General features: G+C 68.1%; 17 protein-coding genes. 5 read left to right on the forward strand and 12 right to left on the reverse strand.

Features of this window, described 5'->3' with window-relative positions:
• From secD to BAY61_RS20470, 6 genes are all read right to left on the reverse strand, one after another.
• Nucleotides 1-1,809, reverse strand: a complete 1,809-nt coding sequence (secD, locus tag BAY61_RS20445) for a protein translocase subunit SecD (protein WP_091809959.1) — start codon at nucleotides 1,807-1,809, stop codon at nucleotides 1-3.
• A 178-nt stretch (nucleotides 1,810-1,987) separates the two neighbouring features.
• Nucleotides 1,988-2,392 (reverse strand): preprotein translocase subunit YajC, encoded by a 405-nt coding sequence (gene yajC, locus BAY61_RS20450; protein ID WP_091809961.1) that lies wholly within the window; start codon nucleotides 2,390-2,392, stop codon nucleotides 1,988-1,990.
• 129 nt (nucleotides 2,393-2,521) lie between these two features.
• Complete coding sequence (ruvB, locus tag BAY61_RS20455) at nucleotides 2,522-3,640, reverse strand: Holliday junction branch migration DNA helicase RuvB (RefSeq protein ID WP_245865282.1); 1,119 nt, start codon at nucleotides 3,638-3,640, stop codon at nucleotides 2,522-2,524.
• A 6-nt stretch (nucleotides 3,641-3,646) separates the two neighbouring features.
• A complete protein-coding gene (ruvA, locus tag BAY61_RS20460; RefSeq protein WP_091809963.1) occupies nucleotides 3,647-4,240 on the reverse strand; it encodes a Holliday junction branch migration protein RuvA in 594 nt (197 codons plus the stop codon).
• On the reverse strand, nucleotides 4,237-4,893 hold the full coding sequence (ruvC, locus tag BAY61_RS20465; RefSeq protein WP_091809965.1) for a crossover junction endodeoxyribonuclease RuvC: 657 nt from the start codon (nucleotides 4,891-4,893) through the stop codon (nucleotides 4,237-4,239). Before ruvC ends, ruvA begins: the two co-directional genes overlap by 4 nt.
• A gap of 115 nt (nucleotides 4,894-5,008) precedes the next feature.
• Complete coding sequence (locus BAY61_RS20470; RefSeq protein WP_420848867.1) at nucleotides 5,009-5,530, reverse strand: DUF4262 domain-containing protein; 522 nt, start codon at nucleotides 5,528-5,530, stop codon at nucleotides 5,009-5,011.
• Nucleotides 5,531-5,693: 163 nt separating this feature from the next.
• Here BAY61_RS20470 and BAY61_RS33020 point away from each other — a divergent pair, with 163 nt between their 5' ends.
• On the forward strand, nucleotides 5,694-5,867 hold the full coding sequence (locus tag BAY61_RS33020; protein WP_170140149.1) for a hypothetical protein: 174 nt from the start codon (nucleotides 5,694-5,696) through the stop codon (nucleotides 5,865-5,867).
• Between the two features lie 19 nt (nucleotides 5,868-5,886).
• Here BAY61_RS33020 and BAY61_RS20475 read toward each other — a convergent pair whose 3' ends face one another.
• From BAY61_RS20475 to BAY61_RS20490, 4 genes are all read right to left on the reverse strand, one after another.
• Nucleotides 5,887-6,639 (reverse strand): YebC/PmpR family DNA-binding transcriptional regulator, encoded by a 753-nt coding sequence (locus BAY61_RS20475; protein WP_091809966.1) that lies wholly within the window; start codon nucleotides 6,637-6,639, stop codon nucleotides 5,887-5,889.
• A gap of 13 nt (nucleotides 6,640-6,652) precedes the next feature.
• A complete protein-coding gene (gene pdxT / locus BAY61_RS20480; protein ID WP_091809968.1) occupies nucleotides 6,653-7,273 on the reverse strand; it encodes a pyridoxal 5'-phosphate synthase glutaminase subunit PdxT in 621 nt (206 codons plus the stop codon).
• A gap of 65 nt (nucleotides 7,274-7,338) precedes the next feature.
• Nucleotides 7,339-7,662, reverse strand: coding sequence for an AzlD domain-containing protein (locus tag BAY61_RS20485; RefSeq protein WP_091809969.1), 324 nt, complete (start codon nucleotides 7,660-7,662; stop codon nucleotides 7,339-7,341).
• Complete coding sequence (locus BAY61_RS20490; RefSeq protein ID WP_091809971.1) at nucleotides 7,659-8,372, reverse strand: AzlC family ABC transporter permease; 714 nt, start codon at nucleotides 8,370-8,372, stop codon at nucleotides 7,659-7,661. The genes BAY61_RS20485 and BAY61_RS20490 overlap by 4 nt, the downstream gene beginning before the upstream one ends.
• A gap of 67 nt (nucleotides 8,373-8,439) precedes the next feature.
• Here BAY61_RS20490 and BAY61_RS20495 point away from each other — a divergent pair, with 67 nt between their 5' ends.
• From BAY61_RS20495 to BAY61_RS20510, 3 genes are all read left to right on the forward strand, one after another.
• The gene (locus BAY61_RS20495; RefSeq protein WP_091809973.1) at nucleotides 8,440-9,009 is read left to right on the forward strand and encodes a helix-turn-helix domain-containing protein; all 570 of its coding nucleotides are present in this window, start codon (nucleotides 8,440-8,442) and stop codon (nucleotides 9,007-9,009) included.
• Between the two features lie 215 nt (nucleotides 9,010-9,224).
• Nucleotides 9,225-9,683, forward strand: a complete 459-nt coding sequence (locus BAY61_RS20505; RefSeq protein WP_091809975.1) for a prevent-host-death protein — start codon at nucleotides 9,225-9,227, stop codon at nucleotides 9,681-9,683.
• A 2-nt stretch (nucleotides 9,684-9,685) separates the two neighbouring features.
• The gene (locus tag BAY61_RS20510) at nucleotides 9,686-10,036 is read left to right on the forward strand and encodes a hypothetical protein (RefSeq protein WP_091809976.1); all 351 of its coding nucleotides are present in this window, start codon (nucleotides 9,686-9,688) and stop codon (nucleotides 10,034-10,036) included.
• A gap of 276 nt (nucleotides 10,037-10,312) precedes the next feature.
• Here the strand turns inward: BAY61_RS20510 and pdxS are convergent, their stop codons facing one another.
• Nucleotides 10,313-11,230 (reverse strand): pyridoxal 5'-phosphate synthase lyase subunit PdxS, encoded by a 918-nt coding sequence (pdxS, locus tag BAY61_RS20515; protein WP_176879880.1) that lies wholly within the window; start codon nucleotides 11,228-11,230, stop codon nucleotides 10,313-10,315.
• 213 nt (nucleotides 11,231-11,443) lie between these two features.
• On the opposite strand from pdxS, the gene BAY61_RS20520 reads away from it, so the two are divergent.
• A complete protein-coding gene (locus tag BAY61_RS20520; RefSeq protein WP_091809978.1) occupies nucleotides 11,444-13,564 on the forward strand; it encodes an elongation factor G-like protein EF-G2 in 2,121 nt (706 codons plus the stop codon).
• Here BAY61_RS20520 and BAY61_RS20525 read toward each other — a convergent pair.
• A complete protein-coding gene (locus BAY61_RS20525; RefSeq protein ID WP_091809979.1) occupies nucleotides 13,561-14,067 on the reverse strand; it encodes an XdhC family protein in 507 nt (168 codons plus the stop codon). The two genes, BAY61_RS20520 and BAY61_RS20525, sit on opposite strands and share 4 nt — an antisense overlap.
• Nucleotides 14,068-14,073: the final 6 nt, after the last annotated feature.

The raw sequence follows: 14,073 nt of genomic DNA on the forward strand, positions 1-14,073 counted from the left end.
TCAGGCCTCCTTCGTGGCCGAGCCGACCCTGGCCGTGGACCTGCGCCGCGCACCCATCTTCTGCACGGAACCCAGACCCGACAGCTTCGGACTCGACAGAGTCTTGGACTTCGCGATCAGCGCGACGAGCGGGTGGGTCACCAGGAACACGACGATCAGGTCGAGCACCGTCGACATGCCGAGGGTGAACGCGAACCCTCGCACCTCACCCACCGCGAGCACGTAGAGCACGGCGGCCGCGAGGAACATGATCGCGTCGGAGGCCAGAATCGTGCGCCGCGCTCTCACCCAGCCACGGCCCACCGCGGACCGGAAACTTCGGCCCTCCCGCATCTCGTCCTTGAGCCGTTCGAAGTAGACGACGAACGAGTCGGCGGTGACACCGATGGCGATGATGAAACCCGCCACCCCCGCGAGGTCGAGCGTGAATCCGACCCAGCGGCCCAGCAACACCAGTACCGCGTACACGATGCCCGCGGACAGGATCAGCGACAGGATCGTGAGCGCGCCGAGCATGCGGTAGTAGAACAGGCAGTAGATGAACACCAGCGCCAGGCCGATGCCACCGGCGATGAGCCCTGCCTCAAGCGAGGCCAGGCCGAGTGTCGCCGACACGGTCGTCGCGTCCGACGACGAGAACGACAGCGGCAAGGAACCATACTTGAGCACGTCGGCGAGGTTCTTGGCCTCATCCTGGGTGAACTGACCCGTGATCTGGGTCTGCCCGTTGGGAATGGCCTCGGTGATGTTGGGCGCCGACACCACCTTCGTGTCGAGCACGAACGCGGCGCGCTGATTGACGTTCGCCGCGGTGAAGTCGGCCCACGTGCTCGCGCCACCGCTCTTGAACTGGAGGTTGACGACGTTGGCCCCGCGCTGGTTGTCGTAGCCGGAGGACGCGTCGCTGATCTCGGTTCCTTCGAGGAACACGGGGCCGAGTACGTACTTCTCGGAGCCGTCCTCGTTGCACGTCACCAGTGGCTTGGCCGGGTCGTCGTTGCCGACGAGAGGATCGGCCGAACCCTCCCGGCACACCAGCGACGTCAGCGCCTCCTGCTGAGCCTGCTGCGCCATGGCCATGGCCGCCTGGTCGTTCGGATCGGCGGGCAGCAGTGCCGGATTCTGCCGGATGTCCTTCGCCTGCTGGATCTCGGCGGCGACCTTCTCCTCCGGCGTCTGGCCGTCCCCTTCACCGTCACCGGGTGTCGGCGGCGGGGAGGGATCCTGGCTCGGTTGCTGGGCGTGGTCGCCTGTCGTCGGCGCCCTCGCCGCTCCGGGCGCGGAACCGCCTCCGGAACCGTCCGTGCCCTGAGCGTCCTGACCACCCTGGCCGTTCTCGTCGCCCTGGCTGCCTTCGGCACCCGGCGACTCGCTGGGCGGCGGCTGCTGCCCCTGCTGATCGCCCTGCTGCTGTTGAGGGGGCGCTGTCGCCGGAACCGCGTTGATGACCTGGCGGAAACCGAGCTTCGCGGTCCTGCCCAGTGTCTTGGCCTGCTCACCCTCGTTGCCTGGCACCGTGATGACGACATTGCTGCCGTCGAGGAGCACCTCGGCACCGCTGACGCCGATCCCGTTGACGCGGGTCTCGATGATCTGGCGGGCTTGCTGGAGCTGGTCCCGCGACGGCGCCTGGCCGTCAGGGGTTCGTGCGGTCAGCGTGACCCGTGTTCCGCCCTGGAGGTCGATGCCCAGCTTCGGCGTCGGCTTGCGGTCACCGGTCAGGAAGACCAGCCCATACAGCACGACGACGATCAGGAGGAAGAAGGTCAGGTAGCGTCCCGGGCGGATCTGCCCGGCCGGAGGTGCCACGGTTGGTCGGTCTCCTCGAACTGGATCGGCGGCTTGGGGTACTCACCGCACGTGCTCGACGCTCTTGGTGAGACAGCGAACACACGCAGCACCGAGACAGTACTCGGTGCTGCGTGAACGCCGTGTAGCCCCCACGCCGATGCGATGCGCACCGGCGTCAGGGTGGCCCGCCGAGGGCTTACTTCTTGCCGTGCTCCAGTGGAGGAGCGACCTGAGCGCCCTGGGGAGCCCCGTTGTCCGAGGCGTCGACCTTGCTGACGGCAGGCTCCTCGACGATCGCGCTGTCAGCGTCGTCGTCGTCCGAGGTCTCGTCGTCCACGACCGGGTTGATCTTCTCGCGCACGGCCTGGCGCAACCACGTGGTCACGACGCCTTCGGCGATCTCAAGGTCGATCGTGGTCTCGTCGCTGGCATCAGCCACGGTCGCGTACATGCCCGAGGTGGTCATCACGCGGTCGCCATCGCTAAGGCTGTTCTGCAGCTCCTGCTGCTGCGCCATCATCCGCTTCTGCTTGCGCGTCCCCATAATCAGGGGAATTGCGACGACGAGCATCAGCAACAGCGGCAGGAAAAGGCCTTCCATGGTTCTCCATTCGGCGGAACGCCGCCCCGAAGGCGATACGTCCGAGTTTGTCTGAATGTGCTGTATCGAGTGTGCCAGGTCCTGCTGAGAAAGCCAGCACCGGAGGCGGTTAGCCCTCAGGCGCGTATATCAGTCGAACAGGGATGGCACTGCCCCGTCAACCCCGACGCTGTCCGCCGGCGCCTGCAAACCGAGGTGTTCCCACGCGGCCGGAGTAGCGACCCGACCGCGCGGAGTGCGCGCGAGCATACCCGCCCTGACGAGATACGGCTCACACACCTCCTCGACGGTCGCCGGCTCCTCACCGACGGCCACCGCGAGCGTCGAGACACCGACCGGACCTCCGCCGAACGAACGGACCAGCGCGCCCAGCACGGCCCTGTCGAGCCGGTCGAGGCCGAGTTCGTCCACGTCGTAGACCTCAAGAGCGGCCCTGACCACCTCCAGCGTAGCTCTGCCGTCGGCCCTGACCTCCGCGTAATCCCGCACGCGGCGCAGCAGCCGGTTCGCGATCCTGGGGGTTCCCCTCGACCTGCGGGCGATCTCGCTCCTGCCCTTGTCCTCAAGCTCGATACCCAGCAGGCTCGCCGACCGCCGCAGTACCTGTTCCAGCTCCGGCGCGCTGTAGAACTCCATCTGCCCGGTGAAGCCGAACCGGTCGCGCAGCGGGCCGGTGAGCGCTCCCGACCTCGTCGTGGCCCCGACGAGCGTGAAGGGAGCGATCTCCAGCGGGATGCTGGTGGCGCCGGGCCCCTTGCCGACGACGACGTCGACGCGGAAGTCCTCCATCGCCAGATACAGCATCTCCTCGGCGGGCCGGGCGATCCGGTGGATCTCGTCGATGAAGAGGACGTCTCCCTCGGTCAGGTTCGACAGCATGGCCGCGAGGTCGCCCGCCTTCTCCAGCGCGGGACCCGACGTGATGCGGATGGCCGTGTCGAGTTCGGCCGCGATGATCATCGCCATGCTCGTCTTGCCGAGTCCTGGCGGACCGGACAGCAGGACGTGGTCCGGGGGCACGCCCCGTTTGCGCGCGCTTTCGAGCACGAGGTGAAGCTGTTCCCGCACCCTCGGCTGGCCGACGAACTCGGCGAGTTTGCGGGGACGCAGCGCCGTCTCCACCTCGCGCTCGCCGCCGTGAGCGACCACGGACAGCGGATCGTCGCCCTCCGGGACGCCCTCCCAGTCGCCCTCGTAGTCGTCTTCCCCGGGGACCGGCCCTCGCGCGCTCATCTCGTCATCGTGCATGGCACGTCATCGCTTCTTGCCGAGCGTGGCCAGCGCGGCCCTGAGCACGCTGGAGGTGTCGCCCTGTTCGGCGGCGATCACCTTGTCGACGGCCTGCTCCGCCTGCTTGCCCGCGAAGCCGAGGCCGACGAGCGCCTCGACGACCTCGTTGCGCACGACCCCAGCGGTGGGCGCCACCTCGCCACCGGCCGAGGGTTCCGTCGCGATGACCTTGTCCCTCAGTTCGAGGGTCAGCCGCTCCGCTCCCTTGCGCCCGATACCGGGCACCTGGGTGAGCACGGTGATGTTGCCCTCGGAGAGTGCCCCGCGCAGCTTGTCGGGATCGAGGACGGCCAGCGCGGCGAGCGCCAGCCGGGGCCCGATGCCCGACACGGTCTGTAGCAGTCCGAACAGTTCTCGTGCCTCGGCGTCGGCGAAGCCGAACAGCGTCAGCGAGTCCTCCCTGACGACCAGCGCGGTGTGCAGCATGGTCTGCTCGCCCCTGCGCAGCGTGGCCAGCGTCGACGGGGTCGCCTGCACGGCCATCCCCACTCCGCCCACCTCGACGACGACGTGATCGAGTCCGACGGAGAGCACCTCTCCCCGCACCGAAGCGATCATCGGCTCCCCCTCGTCTTCGGTTCCGTGCGCGCCGTCGGCGCCGCTTGTGCTTTCCGGTTGACCTGTGTTTGCCGCGCCTGGGCACGGGCCGCCCGCTGCTTCGCGGCGGCGGCCAGTCGCGCTTTGTGCGTGCGGGCCAGTTCCGCCGCTCTCGCCTCGGCCTCGGCGAGCCTCGCTCGCATCGGCTCTCGCCACAGGTGGCAGATGGCGAGGGCAAGGGCGTCGGCGGCGTCGGCTGGGCTCGGCGCTTCGGCGAGTTTGAGCAGCTTGGTCACCATACCGGTGACCTGAGCCTTGTCGGCGCGGCCCGAACCGGTCACCGCGGCTTTGACCTCGCTCGGCGTGTGGAAGACGACGGGAAGGTCACGGCGGGCCGCGCTCAGCGCGACCACGCCGCCCGCCTGCGCGGTGCCCATCACCGTGCGGACGTTGTGCTGACTGAACACTCGCTCGACGGCGACGGCCTGAGGCCGGTAGGTGTCGAGCCATTCCTCGACCGCGTCGGCGACGCTCATCAGACGGTGGGCGAGGTCGGCGTCGGCCGGTGTGCGCACGACGTCGACGGCCACGCAGGTCACGGCGCGTCCCCTGCCACCGTCGACGACTCCGAGACCACACCGGGTCAGGCCCGGGTCGACACCGAGTACGCGCACCAGGTCTCCTTCTCGACGAACATCAGTTCGAGCAGGAGATTACTAGCGGATCGCTGCCCTTCCGGCGAGGCGCGCCGCGCGGCGCGCACCGGAAGCACGCGCCCTCGTCAGTCCACTATGGACCGTCGAAGCCGGGGGTCCAGCTCTCCGGCTTGCCGCTTACCGTGAGGACGGGCTGGTGTGCCGAGAATCCTTCTGGTGCCCCCGCGTCCCACGGCCAGCTTCCCTCGCCAGCGGGCACGATGATCTGCACCGCGGGGAAGTCGCCTTCGGGATATACCAGGAAAGCGCTGCCGAAGAACTCCGGGTAATGCCCCTTGGCGACGTGTTCGAACGTGACGGGGAGACCGTCGAAGAAATCGTGGTACAGCGCGCCGGGAGCGAATTCCTCCCCCGCCGCCGCGCGATCGACGTACGCGTCGAGCAACACCGGCGCCATGTGCTCGGGAAGCCCGACGACGACGGCCTCCGCGACCCCGTGCATGGCCCACGCGCACACCGTGAACGCGTAGCCGGAGCCCCGTTCGTCCGGCGGAATCTTGATGACCGCGTTGCCGCGCTTCTCGGCCTGCGTCACGATCCACTCGCGGAGTTCTTGGTCTTTGCCGGCAACGGTTTCGGGCATCACGGCGGTCATTGTGCCGTATAGACAGCCGTAGTGAAACGAACACTTTCCGTACGGTGCGGCCATCCGGCGTGACGCAGTTCCTACCGGCACGGGCGCGCGGGCACTTACCATTCCGCGCAGCGTCGGCCATATCGCGTCAGGACAGCGGGCAGGCGTGCCGACAGGAGCCAAAATGAACGAACACAACCTGAAATCGCGGCCACCGAAGGACAATCGGGACGAGCTGACCGATCTGGTCCTGGCCGCGGAACTGAAACTACTGGCAGGCGAGCAACTCGCTCCCATGGACGAGCGAGTTCTCGCCTACACCGTTTTCGCCGCGGGGTGCGCGTCCTGCCGGCACTGATTTCCACCGGCGGCCGGTGTCACGCCTCGATGGCGGCCAGAACGTCGTCGGCGACATCGAAGTTCGCGTACACGTTCTGCACGTCGTCGCAGTCTTCAAGCGCGTCGATGAGCCGGAACACCTTCTTCGCGCCCTCCTCGTCGAGGGGGACGTTGACCGAAGGCAGGAAGTTCGCGTCCGCCGACTCGTAGTCGTAACCGGCTTCCTGCAACGCCGAGCGCACGGCGACGAGGTCGCTCGCCTCCGACACGATCTCGAAACTCTCGCCGAGGTCGTTGACCTCCTCCGCGCCCGCGTCGAGCACGGCCATCAGCACGTCGTCCTCGGCGAGGTCGTTCTTCGGCATGATCACGACGCCCTTGCGGTTGAACAGGTAAGACACCGAACCGGGGTCGGCGAGCGAGCCACCGTTGCGGGTCAGCGCGGTGCGCACCTCGGAGGCGGCCCTGTTCTTGTTGTCGGTGAGGCACTCGATGAGCACCGCGACGCCATTCGGCCCGTAGCCCTCGTACGTGATGTTCTGCCAGTCGGCTCCGCCCGCTTCCTCACCGGCTCCGCGCTTGCGCGCCCGCTCGATGTTGTCCTGCGGGACCGAATTCTTCTTCGCTTTCTGGATAGCGTCGAAGAGCGTGGGGTTGCCGTCGGGGTCACCTCCACCCGTCCTCGCGGCGACCTCGATGTTCTTGATCAGCCGAGCGAACAGCTTGCCACGCTTGGCGTCGAGGGCGGCCTTCTTGTGCTTGGTGGTGGCCCACTTGGAGTGGCCGCTCATCTCTCCTCCATACCTACGTTTCCTGCACGATGCCCACGAACAGCCGGTGCACGCGCTCGTCCCCGGTCAGCTCTGGGTGGAACGCGGTGGCCAGCACCGCCCCCTGCCGAATGGCGACGATCCTATCGGCAGCCGCTCCGGCGGCCTCGGTGCGCGGCACTCTGGCGAGCACACGCACCCCCGCTCCGGCCTTCTCGACCCACGGAGCCCTGATGAAGACCGCGTGCAGCGGCCCGCCTTCGAGTCCTTCCACGTCGAGGTCTTCCTCGAAGGAGTCGACCTGGCGGCCGAACGCGTTGCGCCGCACGACGACGTCGAGCGCGTCGAGCTGATGCTGGTCTTGTCTTCCGTCGAGGGCCTGTCTGGCGAGCAGGATCATCCCCGCGCACGAGCCGAACGCCGGCAGGCCCTCGGCGAGCCGCGCCCGCAGCGGGTCCAGCAGTTCGAAGGTCTCCAGCAGCCGCGACATCGTGGTCGACTCGCCGCCTGGCAGCACGAGGCCGTCCACTTCGGATAGTTCGCGTTCCCGGCGGACGGGCAGGGCTCGCGCGCCGGCCTTCTCCAGCATCGCGGCGTGCTCACGCACGTCGCCCTGGAGGGCGAGTACCCCGATGACCGGCTTCGTTTTCGGCACCCCTACGTTCCCTTTCCAGCGATTACCGCTGGTCAAGCCTACTTGCTCCGGGCAAAGGGCCGCGTTCAGGGCACCCCGAGCAGCCGCAGGCCCGCCGCGGTACCCGCGGCGGCGAGCACGACGATCACGAAGGGCGCCTTGCGCCAGGCCAGTATCCCGCCGACGGCGACCCCGGCAGGCCTGGCGAATCCCGCGAACTCGTGCCCTTCCAGCAGCGCCGACGTGGCGACGAGGGCCGCGAGCAGCACCACCGCCGACACGGCCATCAGCTTCTCGACGCGCGGCGACAACTCGACCTTCGAGCGCAGTACCGGGCCCGCGAGCCGGAAGGCGAAGGTCCCCGCGCCGAGTACGAGTGTCGCCACGATGAGGGTGACGGCGCCGGTCATGCCGGTTCCTCCGCCGTGTCCCGCCGGGTGTTCGTCCCGTCCCTTGAGCCGAGGACCGCGACGAGCACCCCGGCGAGCGCCAGCAGCACGGGCAGGCCCGCCGGCAGGAACGGAGTGGCCACCAGCGCGATCACGACCCCGGCGAGCGCGGACAGCCGCGTCGTCTTGTCCCTCAGCGAGGGCAGCACGAGCGCGAGCAGTACGGCGGGGAAGGCCGCGTCGAGCCCGAACACGTCGGTGTCGGTGATGGCCGTCCCGCCGAAGGCGCCCCCGACGACGCCGACGTTCCAGCAGACGAACAGCCCGATACCGCACGCCCAATAGGCGGCCCTTCGCCGTTCGCCGTCGCGCTGGGCCATCGCGAAGGCAACGGATTCGTCGATCATCAGGTGCGCGCCGACGATCCGGCGCAAAGGCTTGTCGCCGAGCGCGTCACCGACCGCGAATCCGAACGGGACGTGCCGCGCGTTGACGAGCAGCCCCGCGACGACGGCGGCCACCGGGTTGCCACCGGAGGCGATGAGGCCGATGAACATGAACTGGGCTGCTCCCGCGAACACCACGACCGAGATGAGCATCGGCAGCCACAGCGGAAATCCCGAGCTCACCGCGATGGCGCCGAACGAGGCGCCGACGAGGGCATCGGCAAGGCAGACCAGCGCGATGTCCCTCGCGAGGTCTCGATCAAGGGTTCGCCATATCGAACGCATAGACTCTTATCCTGAACCCGAGTCCAACCGTTCGTCAAGCCGAACGAACCGACTTCTGGAGCGAACGATGTCTGAGAACGGCAAACCGGACGGCGCCCCGCTCGCGGTCATCGCGGCGTCGCTGCGCAGGGAACGCCACCGAACAGGACTGTCACTGGCCGAGGTGGCCCGCAGGGCGGGGATCGCGAAGTCGACCCTCTCCCAGCTCGAATCGGGAACCGGCAACCCGAGCGTCGAGACACTGTGGGCGCTCGGCGTCGCACTCGACGTCCCCTTCGCGCAACTGGTCGAGCCGACCCGGCCGAAAGTGCAGGTCATCCGCGCGGGCGAAGGACCGGCACTCGCGGCGGAACGCGCCGACTACGTCGCCACCCTGCTCGCGTCCTGTCCCCCGCACGCCCGCAGGGACATCTACCTGCTCACCGCCCAGCCCGGCAGGCCGAGGGAATCCGATCCGCACATGCCGGGGGTCATCGAGCACGTCGTGCTCAGCTCGGGAAGGGCACTCGCCGGGCTCAGCGACGACCCCGTCGAACTGGCGCCGGGCGACTACACCAGCTATCCCGGCGACGTCGCCCACGTGTTCAAGGCACTCGAACCCGACACCGTCGCCGTTCTCGTCTCGGAGCACGTCTGACACTCCGGCGTGGACGGTACCGCGGCGGTAAGTCGGCGCGATTAAGGACGTCACAACGTGGGCGCGACGTATTCGTGCCTCAGATCGGTCACCTTCGCAATGTGGTCGAAGTCGCGGTGCGCGGTCAGCACAATCACGTCGTTGACCATGGCGTAGCCCGCCGCTCCACGGCGTAAACCTAGACTTCCGAACACGTTCCGAATATCATAGGGTCTATGAGCACCGCAGCAGACCTACCCGCGGCGACGCGACGCTCCTCGGACCTGAGCAAGCACTCCGCCGAGGTCTTCGCCGAGGCCGAACTCCACCCCGTGACAGTGACCCGGCGCGACGGTGAAGCACTGGTCCTGATGTCGCAGCGCGAGGCCGAGAGCCGCGCCCGCATGCTGAACTTCGCCGCGCAGCTCATCACCGTCACACTCGACGACAACGGCTCGCTCGCCGAGCGCATGGCCAAAGCATTCCCCTGGATGCTCGCCTTGTCACCGGCAGACCGGGAGTCCTGCGCACAGGACCTCGTCGACGCCGCACGCGCCTCGTTCTCCACCGACCAGCCGCACCTGGCGATCGCCGAGCTGACCTCCTGGAAGGAAACGGCCACCGCTATCGCCGCAGGGCTCGGTCGCGCCGAGCTTGAGTGGCTCGACGACAACGAGACCGTGGAGCGTCCATAGCCGTGGCAGCTGCCAAGAAGGGCGAACTGGTCCCCCGTCCTCCCAAAAAGACCGAGTACGAGATCCGCTTCGCCACCACCGACGCACGCAAGGGGTGGCGGGATCTCGCCGCGACAATCCGCAATCCCATGACTGAGACCTGGGACTTCCTCACGCGAACACCACTGGCCACAACACCGACGAACTACCGGCTGAAGGGCGAACTCGGCAGCATCGAACGCGGCGGCGTAACCCACGAGCGCTGGCAACACAAGCCAACTACGAAGGGCACTGCGCGTATCTGGTTCTACGTCGACGAGCGAACGGTCTTCTTGGAGCAGGTACACACCAGTCATCCGAACGAGACGAAATGACGAAGTGATGCCTGCCCCGGCATCACTTCACCGCGGCTGGCAAGACCGGCCGTAGAAGAACCTCCGGTTCGGCCTCGTACGTCGCACGACGACCCAGTCTTGGGTCGCATGGCGTCCACGGGGCGTTCCAGCGTTCAGCTCTGGGCGCAGCTGATCTATCGGCCCGGCGGGGCGTTGCCGCGAGCGGAGGCGGCATCACTCACGAGATAAGGCGCGAATGCCGGGCCCACACCGCCAATCTCGGCGGTGTGGGCCCGCATCGCCTCGTTCTCAGCCCTACCAGCCGCGCTCGGCGAGGCGATGCGGTTCGGGCACGTCGTCCACGTTGATACCGACCATGGCCTCACCGAGACCACGCGACACCTTGGCGATCACGTCGGGGTCGTCGTGGAAGGTGGTCGCCTTCACGATCGCCTCGGCCCGCTTGGCCGGGTCCCCCGACTTGAAGATGCCGGAGCCGACGAAGACTCCCTCGGCGCCGAGTTGCATCATCATCGCGGCGTCGGCCGGGGTAGCGATACCGCCCGCCGTGAACAGCACGACCGGCAGTTTACCCTTGGCGGCAACCTCCTTGACCAGCTCGTAAGGCGCCTGCAATTCCTTGGCCGCGACGTACAACTCGTCCTCGGGCAGCGCGGCGAGTTTGCGGAGTTCGGCCCTGATCTGGCGCATATGCGTCGTGGCGTTGGAGACGTCGCCGGTACCGGCCTCGCCCTTCGACCTGATCATCGCCGCACCCTCGTTGATCCGGCGCAGCGCCTCGCCGAGGTTGGTCGCACCGCACACGAACGGCACGGTGAACGCCCACTTGTCGATGTGGTTGGCGTAGTCGGCGGGCGTGAGCACCTCGGATTCGTCGACGTAGTCGACGCCGAGCGATTGCAGCACCTTCGCCTCGACGAAATGACCGATCCTGGCCTTGGCCATGACCGGGATGGACACGGTCGAGATGATGCCGTCGATCAGGTCGGGATCACTCATCCTCGCGACACCGCCCTGCGCGCGGATGTCGGCGGGCACGCGCTCCAGCGCCATCACGGCGACCGCACCGGCGTCCTCGGCGATCTTGGCCTGTTCCGGGGTAACGACATCCATGATCACGCCGCCCTTGAGCATTTCCGCCATTCCGCGCTTGACGCGCGCGGTGCCCGTTGCCGGGGAAGAACCAGAAGACGTGGAGGACACGGAGGACACAGCTGAGCCTTTCAACGAGGGAAAACAGGAGAATCCGTAGCCAGCTTACGTTTGACGTGGACCGCTGGCGGTGGCCATTACGCGGCAATCTCAGCAGTCCACTTCGCGGCCAGCTCCTTGCCGGAAGAGGGCAGCGCCCTTGCCGGTCGCGGCAATCGGGTGTGTGATCGAGGGCACACCTCGACACCGACGTCGGCGCAAGGGAGACCTGCCATGGCCGAGAAGCGGACGAAGAACGGTGACTCCGGGGCCGCGGTCGCTGTGGACGACCCCGGCAAGGTGCGCAACGTCGTGCTTGTCGGCCCTTCCGGCTCCGGCAAGACGACGTTGACCGAGGCGCTGCTGGTCGCCTCGGGGACGCTGAACAGAGCGGGAACGGTCGTCGAGGGGACCACGGTGTGCGACCACGATCCGGCCGCGGTCAGGCAACAGCGTTCGGTCGGGCTGTCCGTCGCGCCCGTCCTGCACGACGGGATCAAGATCAACCTCATCGACACTCCCGGCTACGCGGACTTCGTCGGCGAATTACGGGCGGGGTTGCGGGCCGCCGACGCCGCACTGTTCGTGGTGAGCGCCGGTGAGGGAATCGACGCGGCGACGGTCGCACTCTGGGAGGAATGCGCCTCGGTCGGCATGCCCCGCGCCGTGCTCATCGCGAGGCTCGACCACGCGAGGGCCGACGTCGAAACCGAGATCATCGCGTGCCAGGCCGCGTTCGGCGCTGGCGTACTCCCCCTCTATCTTCCGGCCTCCGGTGGAAAGACCGGCCTCATCGGCCTCATCACCCAGCGGTTCCTTGACTATTCGGCCGGTTATCCGCCTGCCGTCGGCGAACCCGATGCCGACGAGCTCGACCGGCTCGCCGACGCCCGCAACGAACTCATCGAGGGGATCATCGCCGAGAGCGAGGACGAAACCTTGATGGACCGCTATCTCGCCGGTGAGGAGATCGCGGAGGACACGCTCATCGCCGACCTCGAAACCGCCGTGGCGCGCGGCAGTTTCCACCCCGTCATCCCGGTGTGCTCGGAGACCGGCGTCGGGCTCGCCGAGGTGCTCGACGGCATCGTGCGCGCCTGCCCCTCCCCGCTGGAACACCAGCTCCCGCCCGTCACGTCACCGGAAGGCGTTCCGCACGAGCCGTTGAGCGCCGATCCGGAAGGCCCGCTCGCCGCCGAGGTCGTGCGCACGGCCGTCGATTCCTACGTCGGCAGGGTGTCTCTCGTCCGCGTGTTCTCCGGGACGCTGCGTCCCGAGCGGCCCGTTCACGTTTCTGGACACGGTATGACCGAGCGCGGCCACGACGACCACGACACCGACGAGCGGGTCGCTCACCTGTACTCGCCGCTCGGCGCGAACCTGCGTGAGGTGCCCTACTGCGTCGCGGGCGACCTGTGCGCGCTCACCAAAATCGGCTCGGCGGAGACCGGCGACACGGTGTCCTATCCCGACGATCCGCTGCTGATGCGCCCGTGGGCGATGCCCGAACCGTTGCTGCCCGTCGCCGTCGTCGCCAAGACCCGCAGCGACGAGGACGCGTTGGCACGCAACCTTTCCCGGCTCGTCGCCGGTGACCCCACGCTGCGGCTGGAACGCAACGCGGAGACCGGCCAGCTCGTGTTGTGGTGCATGGGCGAGGCACACGCCGACGTGCTGCTGTCCCGGTTGCGGGCAGGTGGCGCCGACGTCGACACCGAACCGGTACGCGTCACCCTCCGGTCGACCTTCGCCGGCCCGGCGCGCGGACACGGAAGGCACGTCAAACAGTCGGGAGGACACGGCCAGTACGCGGTGTGCGATGTCGAGGTGGCACCGCTGGCGAGGGGATCGGGCTTCGAGTTCGTCGACAAGGTGGTCGGCGGATCGGTACCGCACCAGTTCATTCCCAGTGTCGAGAAGGGCGTGCGCGCGCAACTGGGAAAGGGCCTGCTCGACGGGCACCCCGTCGTCGACGTGCGGGTGACCCTCTTCGACGGCAAGGCGCACAGTGTGGATTCCTCGGACGCGGCGTTCCAGACCGCGGGCGCGCTGGCGCTCAAGGACGCGGCCAGCAAGGGCGGGGTCCTGTTGCTCGAACCCTTCGACGAGGTCTTCGTGCGGGCTCCGGACGAGCATCTCGGCACGGTGCTCGGCGACCTGTCCTCACGCAGGGGCAGAGTGCTCGGCACCGAATCGATCGCGGGTGGCAACAGCGTCGTCCACGCCGAGGTGCCCGCGACGGAGCTGGTGCGCTACGCGATCGACCTGCGCTCGATCACGTCGGGAACGGCGACCTTCACCCGCAGGCACGCCAGATACGACCCTGTCCCGGAAAGCCTTGCGGCGAAAGGCTAGAACGCGAATCCGCCCGGCCTGCCGTTGCGCTCGGCGATGAGCCCGGCCAGCGTCGCGATGGCGATCTCGGCCGGTGCCCGCGAGCCGATGTTGAGTCCCACCGGCCGGTGCACTCTCGCGATGTCGGACTCAGCCACGCCGAGCGCGGTGAGCGCGGCGACGTGCGGGCCCTCGTGCCTGGGGTTGCCGAGCACACCGATCCAGCGCGCGGGCCAGGCGAGGGCCGCCTTCAACACCTCGCCGAGTTCGGCGCGGTGGTGGTCGGTGACCACGACGTCGGTGGTGGCGTCCAGTTCCGGCATGTCCCGCACGGCGGCGGGTTCGGTACCGGAGGGGTCGACGAGCACGGGGTGGTATCCGAGGTCGGCACCGTAGCGGAGCAGGAACCCGGCGACCGGGGTGGCGAAGACGGCGACGAGTGTCCGTTCCGGCGGCTGTTCGGCCACGATGCCGTGCGCGACATCGCAGGCCGCGCTCTCCCGCTCAGCTGTATCCGCTGCCATGCCGAC

Source organism: Prauserella marina (assembly GCF_002240355.1).
In the GTDB taxonomy this organism is placed as follows: Bacteria; Actinomycetota; Actinomycetes; order Mycobacteriales; family Pseudonocardiaceae; genus Prauserella_A; species Prauserella_A marina.

Bases quoted from the DNA above. Each gene is read 5' to 3' on its own strand.
- ruvB (WP_245865282.1), bottom strand. From the start codon at position 3,640: ATGCACGATGACGAGATGAGCGCGCGAGGGCCGGTCCCCGGGGAAGAC.
- BAY61_RS20470 (WP_420848867.1), bottom strand. From the start codon at position 5,530: ATGACCGCCGTGATGCCCGAAACCGTTGCCGGCAAAGACCAAGAACTC.
- BAY61_RS33020 (WP_170140149.1), top strand. From the start codon at position 5,694: ATGAACGAACACAACCTGAAATCGCGGCCACCGAAGGACAATCGGGAC.
- BAY61_RS20525 (WP_091809979.1), bottom strand. From the start codon at position 14,067: ATGGCAGCGGATACAGCTGAGCGGGAGAGCGCGGCCTGCGATGTCGCG.
- BAY61_RS20475 (WP_091809966.1), bottom strand. From the start codon at position 6,639: ATGAGCGGCCACTCCAAGTGGGCCACCACCAAGCACAAGAAGGCCGCC.
- yajC (WP_091809961.1), bottom strand. From the start codon at position 2,392: ATGGAAGGCCTTTTCCTGCCGCTGTTGCTGATGCTCGTCGTCGCAATT.
- ruvA (WP_091809963.1), bottom strand. From the start codon at position 4,240: ATGATCGCTTCGGTGCGGGGAGAGGTGCTCTCCGTCGGACTCGATCAC.
- BAY61_RS20485 (WP_091809969.1), bottom strand. From the start codon at position 7,662: ATGACCGGCGCCGTCACCCTCATCGTGGCGACACTCGTACTCGGCGCG.
- BAY61_RS20520 (WP_091809978.1), top strand. From the start codon at position 11,444: ATGGCCGAGAAGCGGACGAAGAACGGTGACTCCGGGGCCGCGGTCGCT.
- BAY61_RS20490 (WP_091809971.1), bottom strand. From the start codon at position 8,372: ATGCGTTCGATATGGCGAACCCTTGATCGAGACCTCGCGAGGGACATC.
- BAY61_RS20495 (WP_091809973.1), top strand. From the start codon at position 8,440: ATGTCTGAGAACGGCAAACCGGACGGCGCCCCGCTCGCGGTCATCGCG.
- BAY61_RS20505 (WP_091809975.1), top strand. From the start codon at position 9,225: ATGAGCACCGCAGCAGACCTACCCGCGGCGACGCGACGCTCCTCGGAC.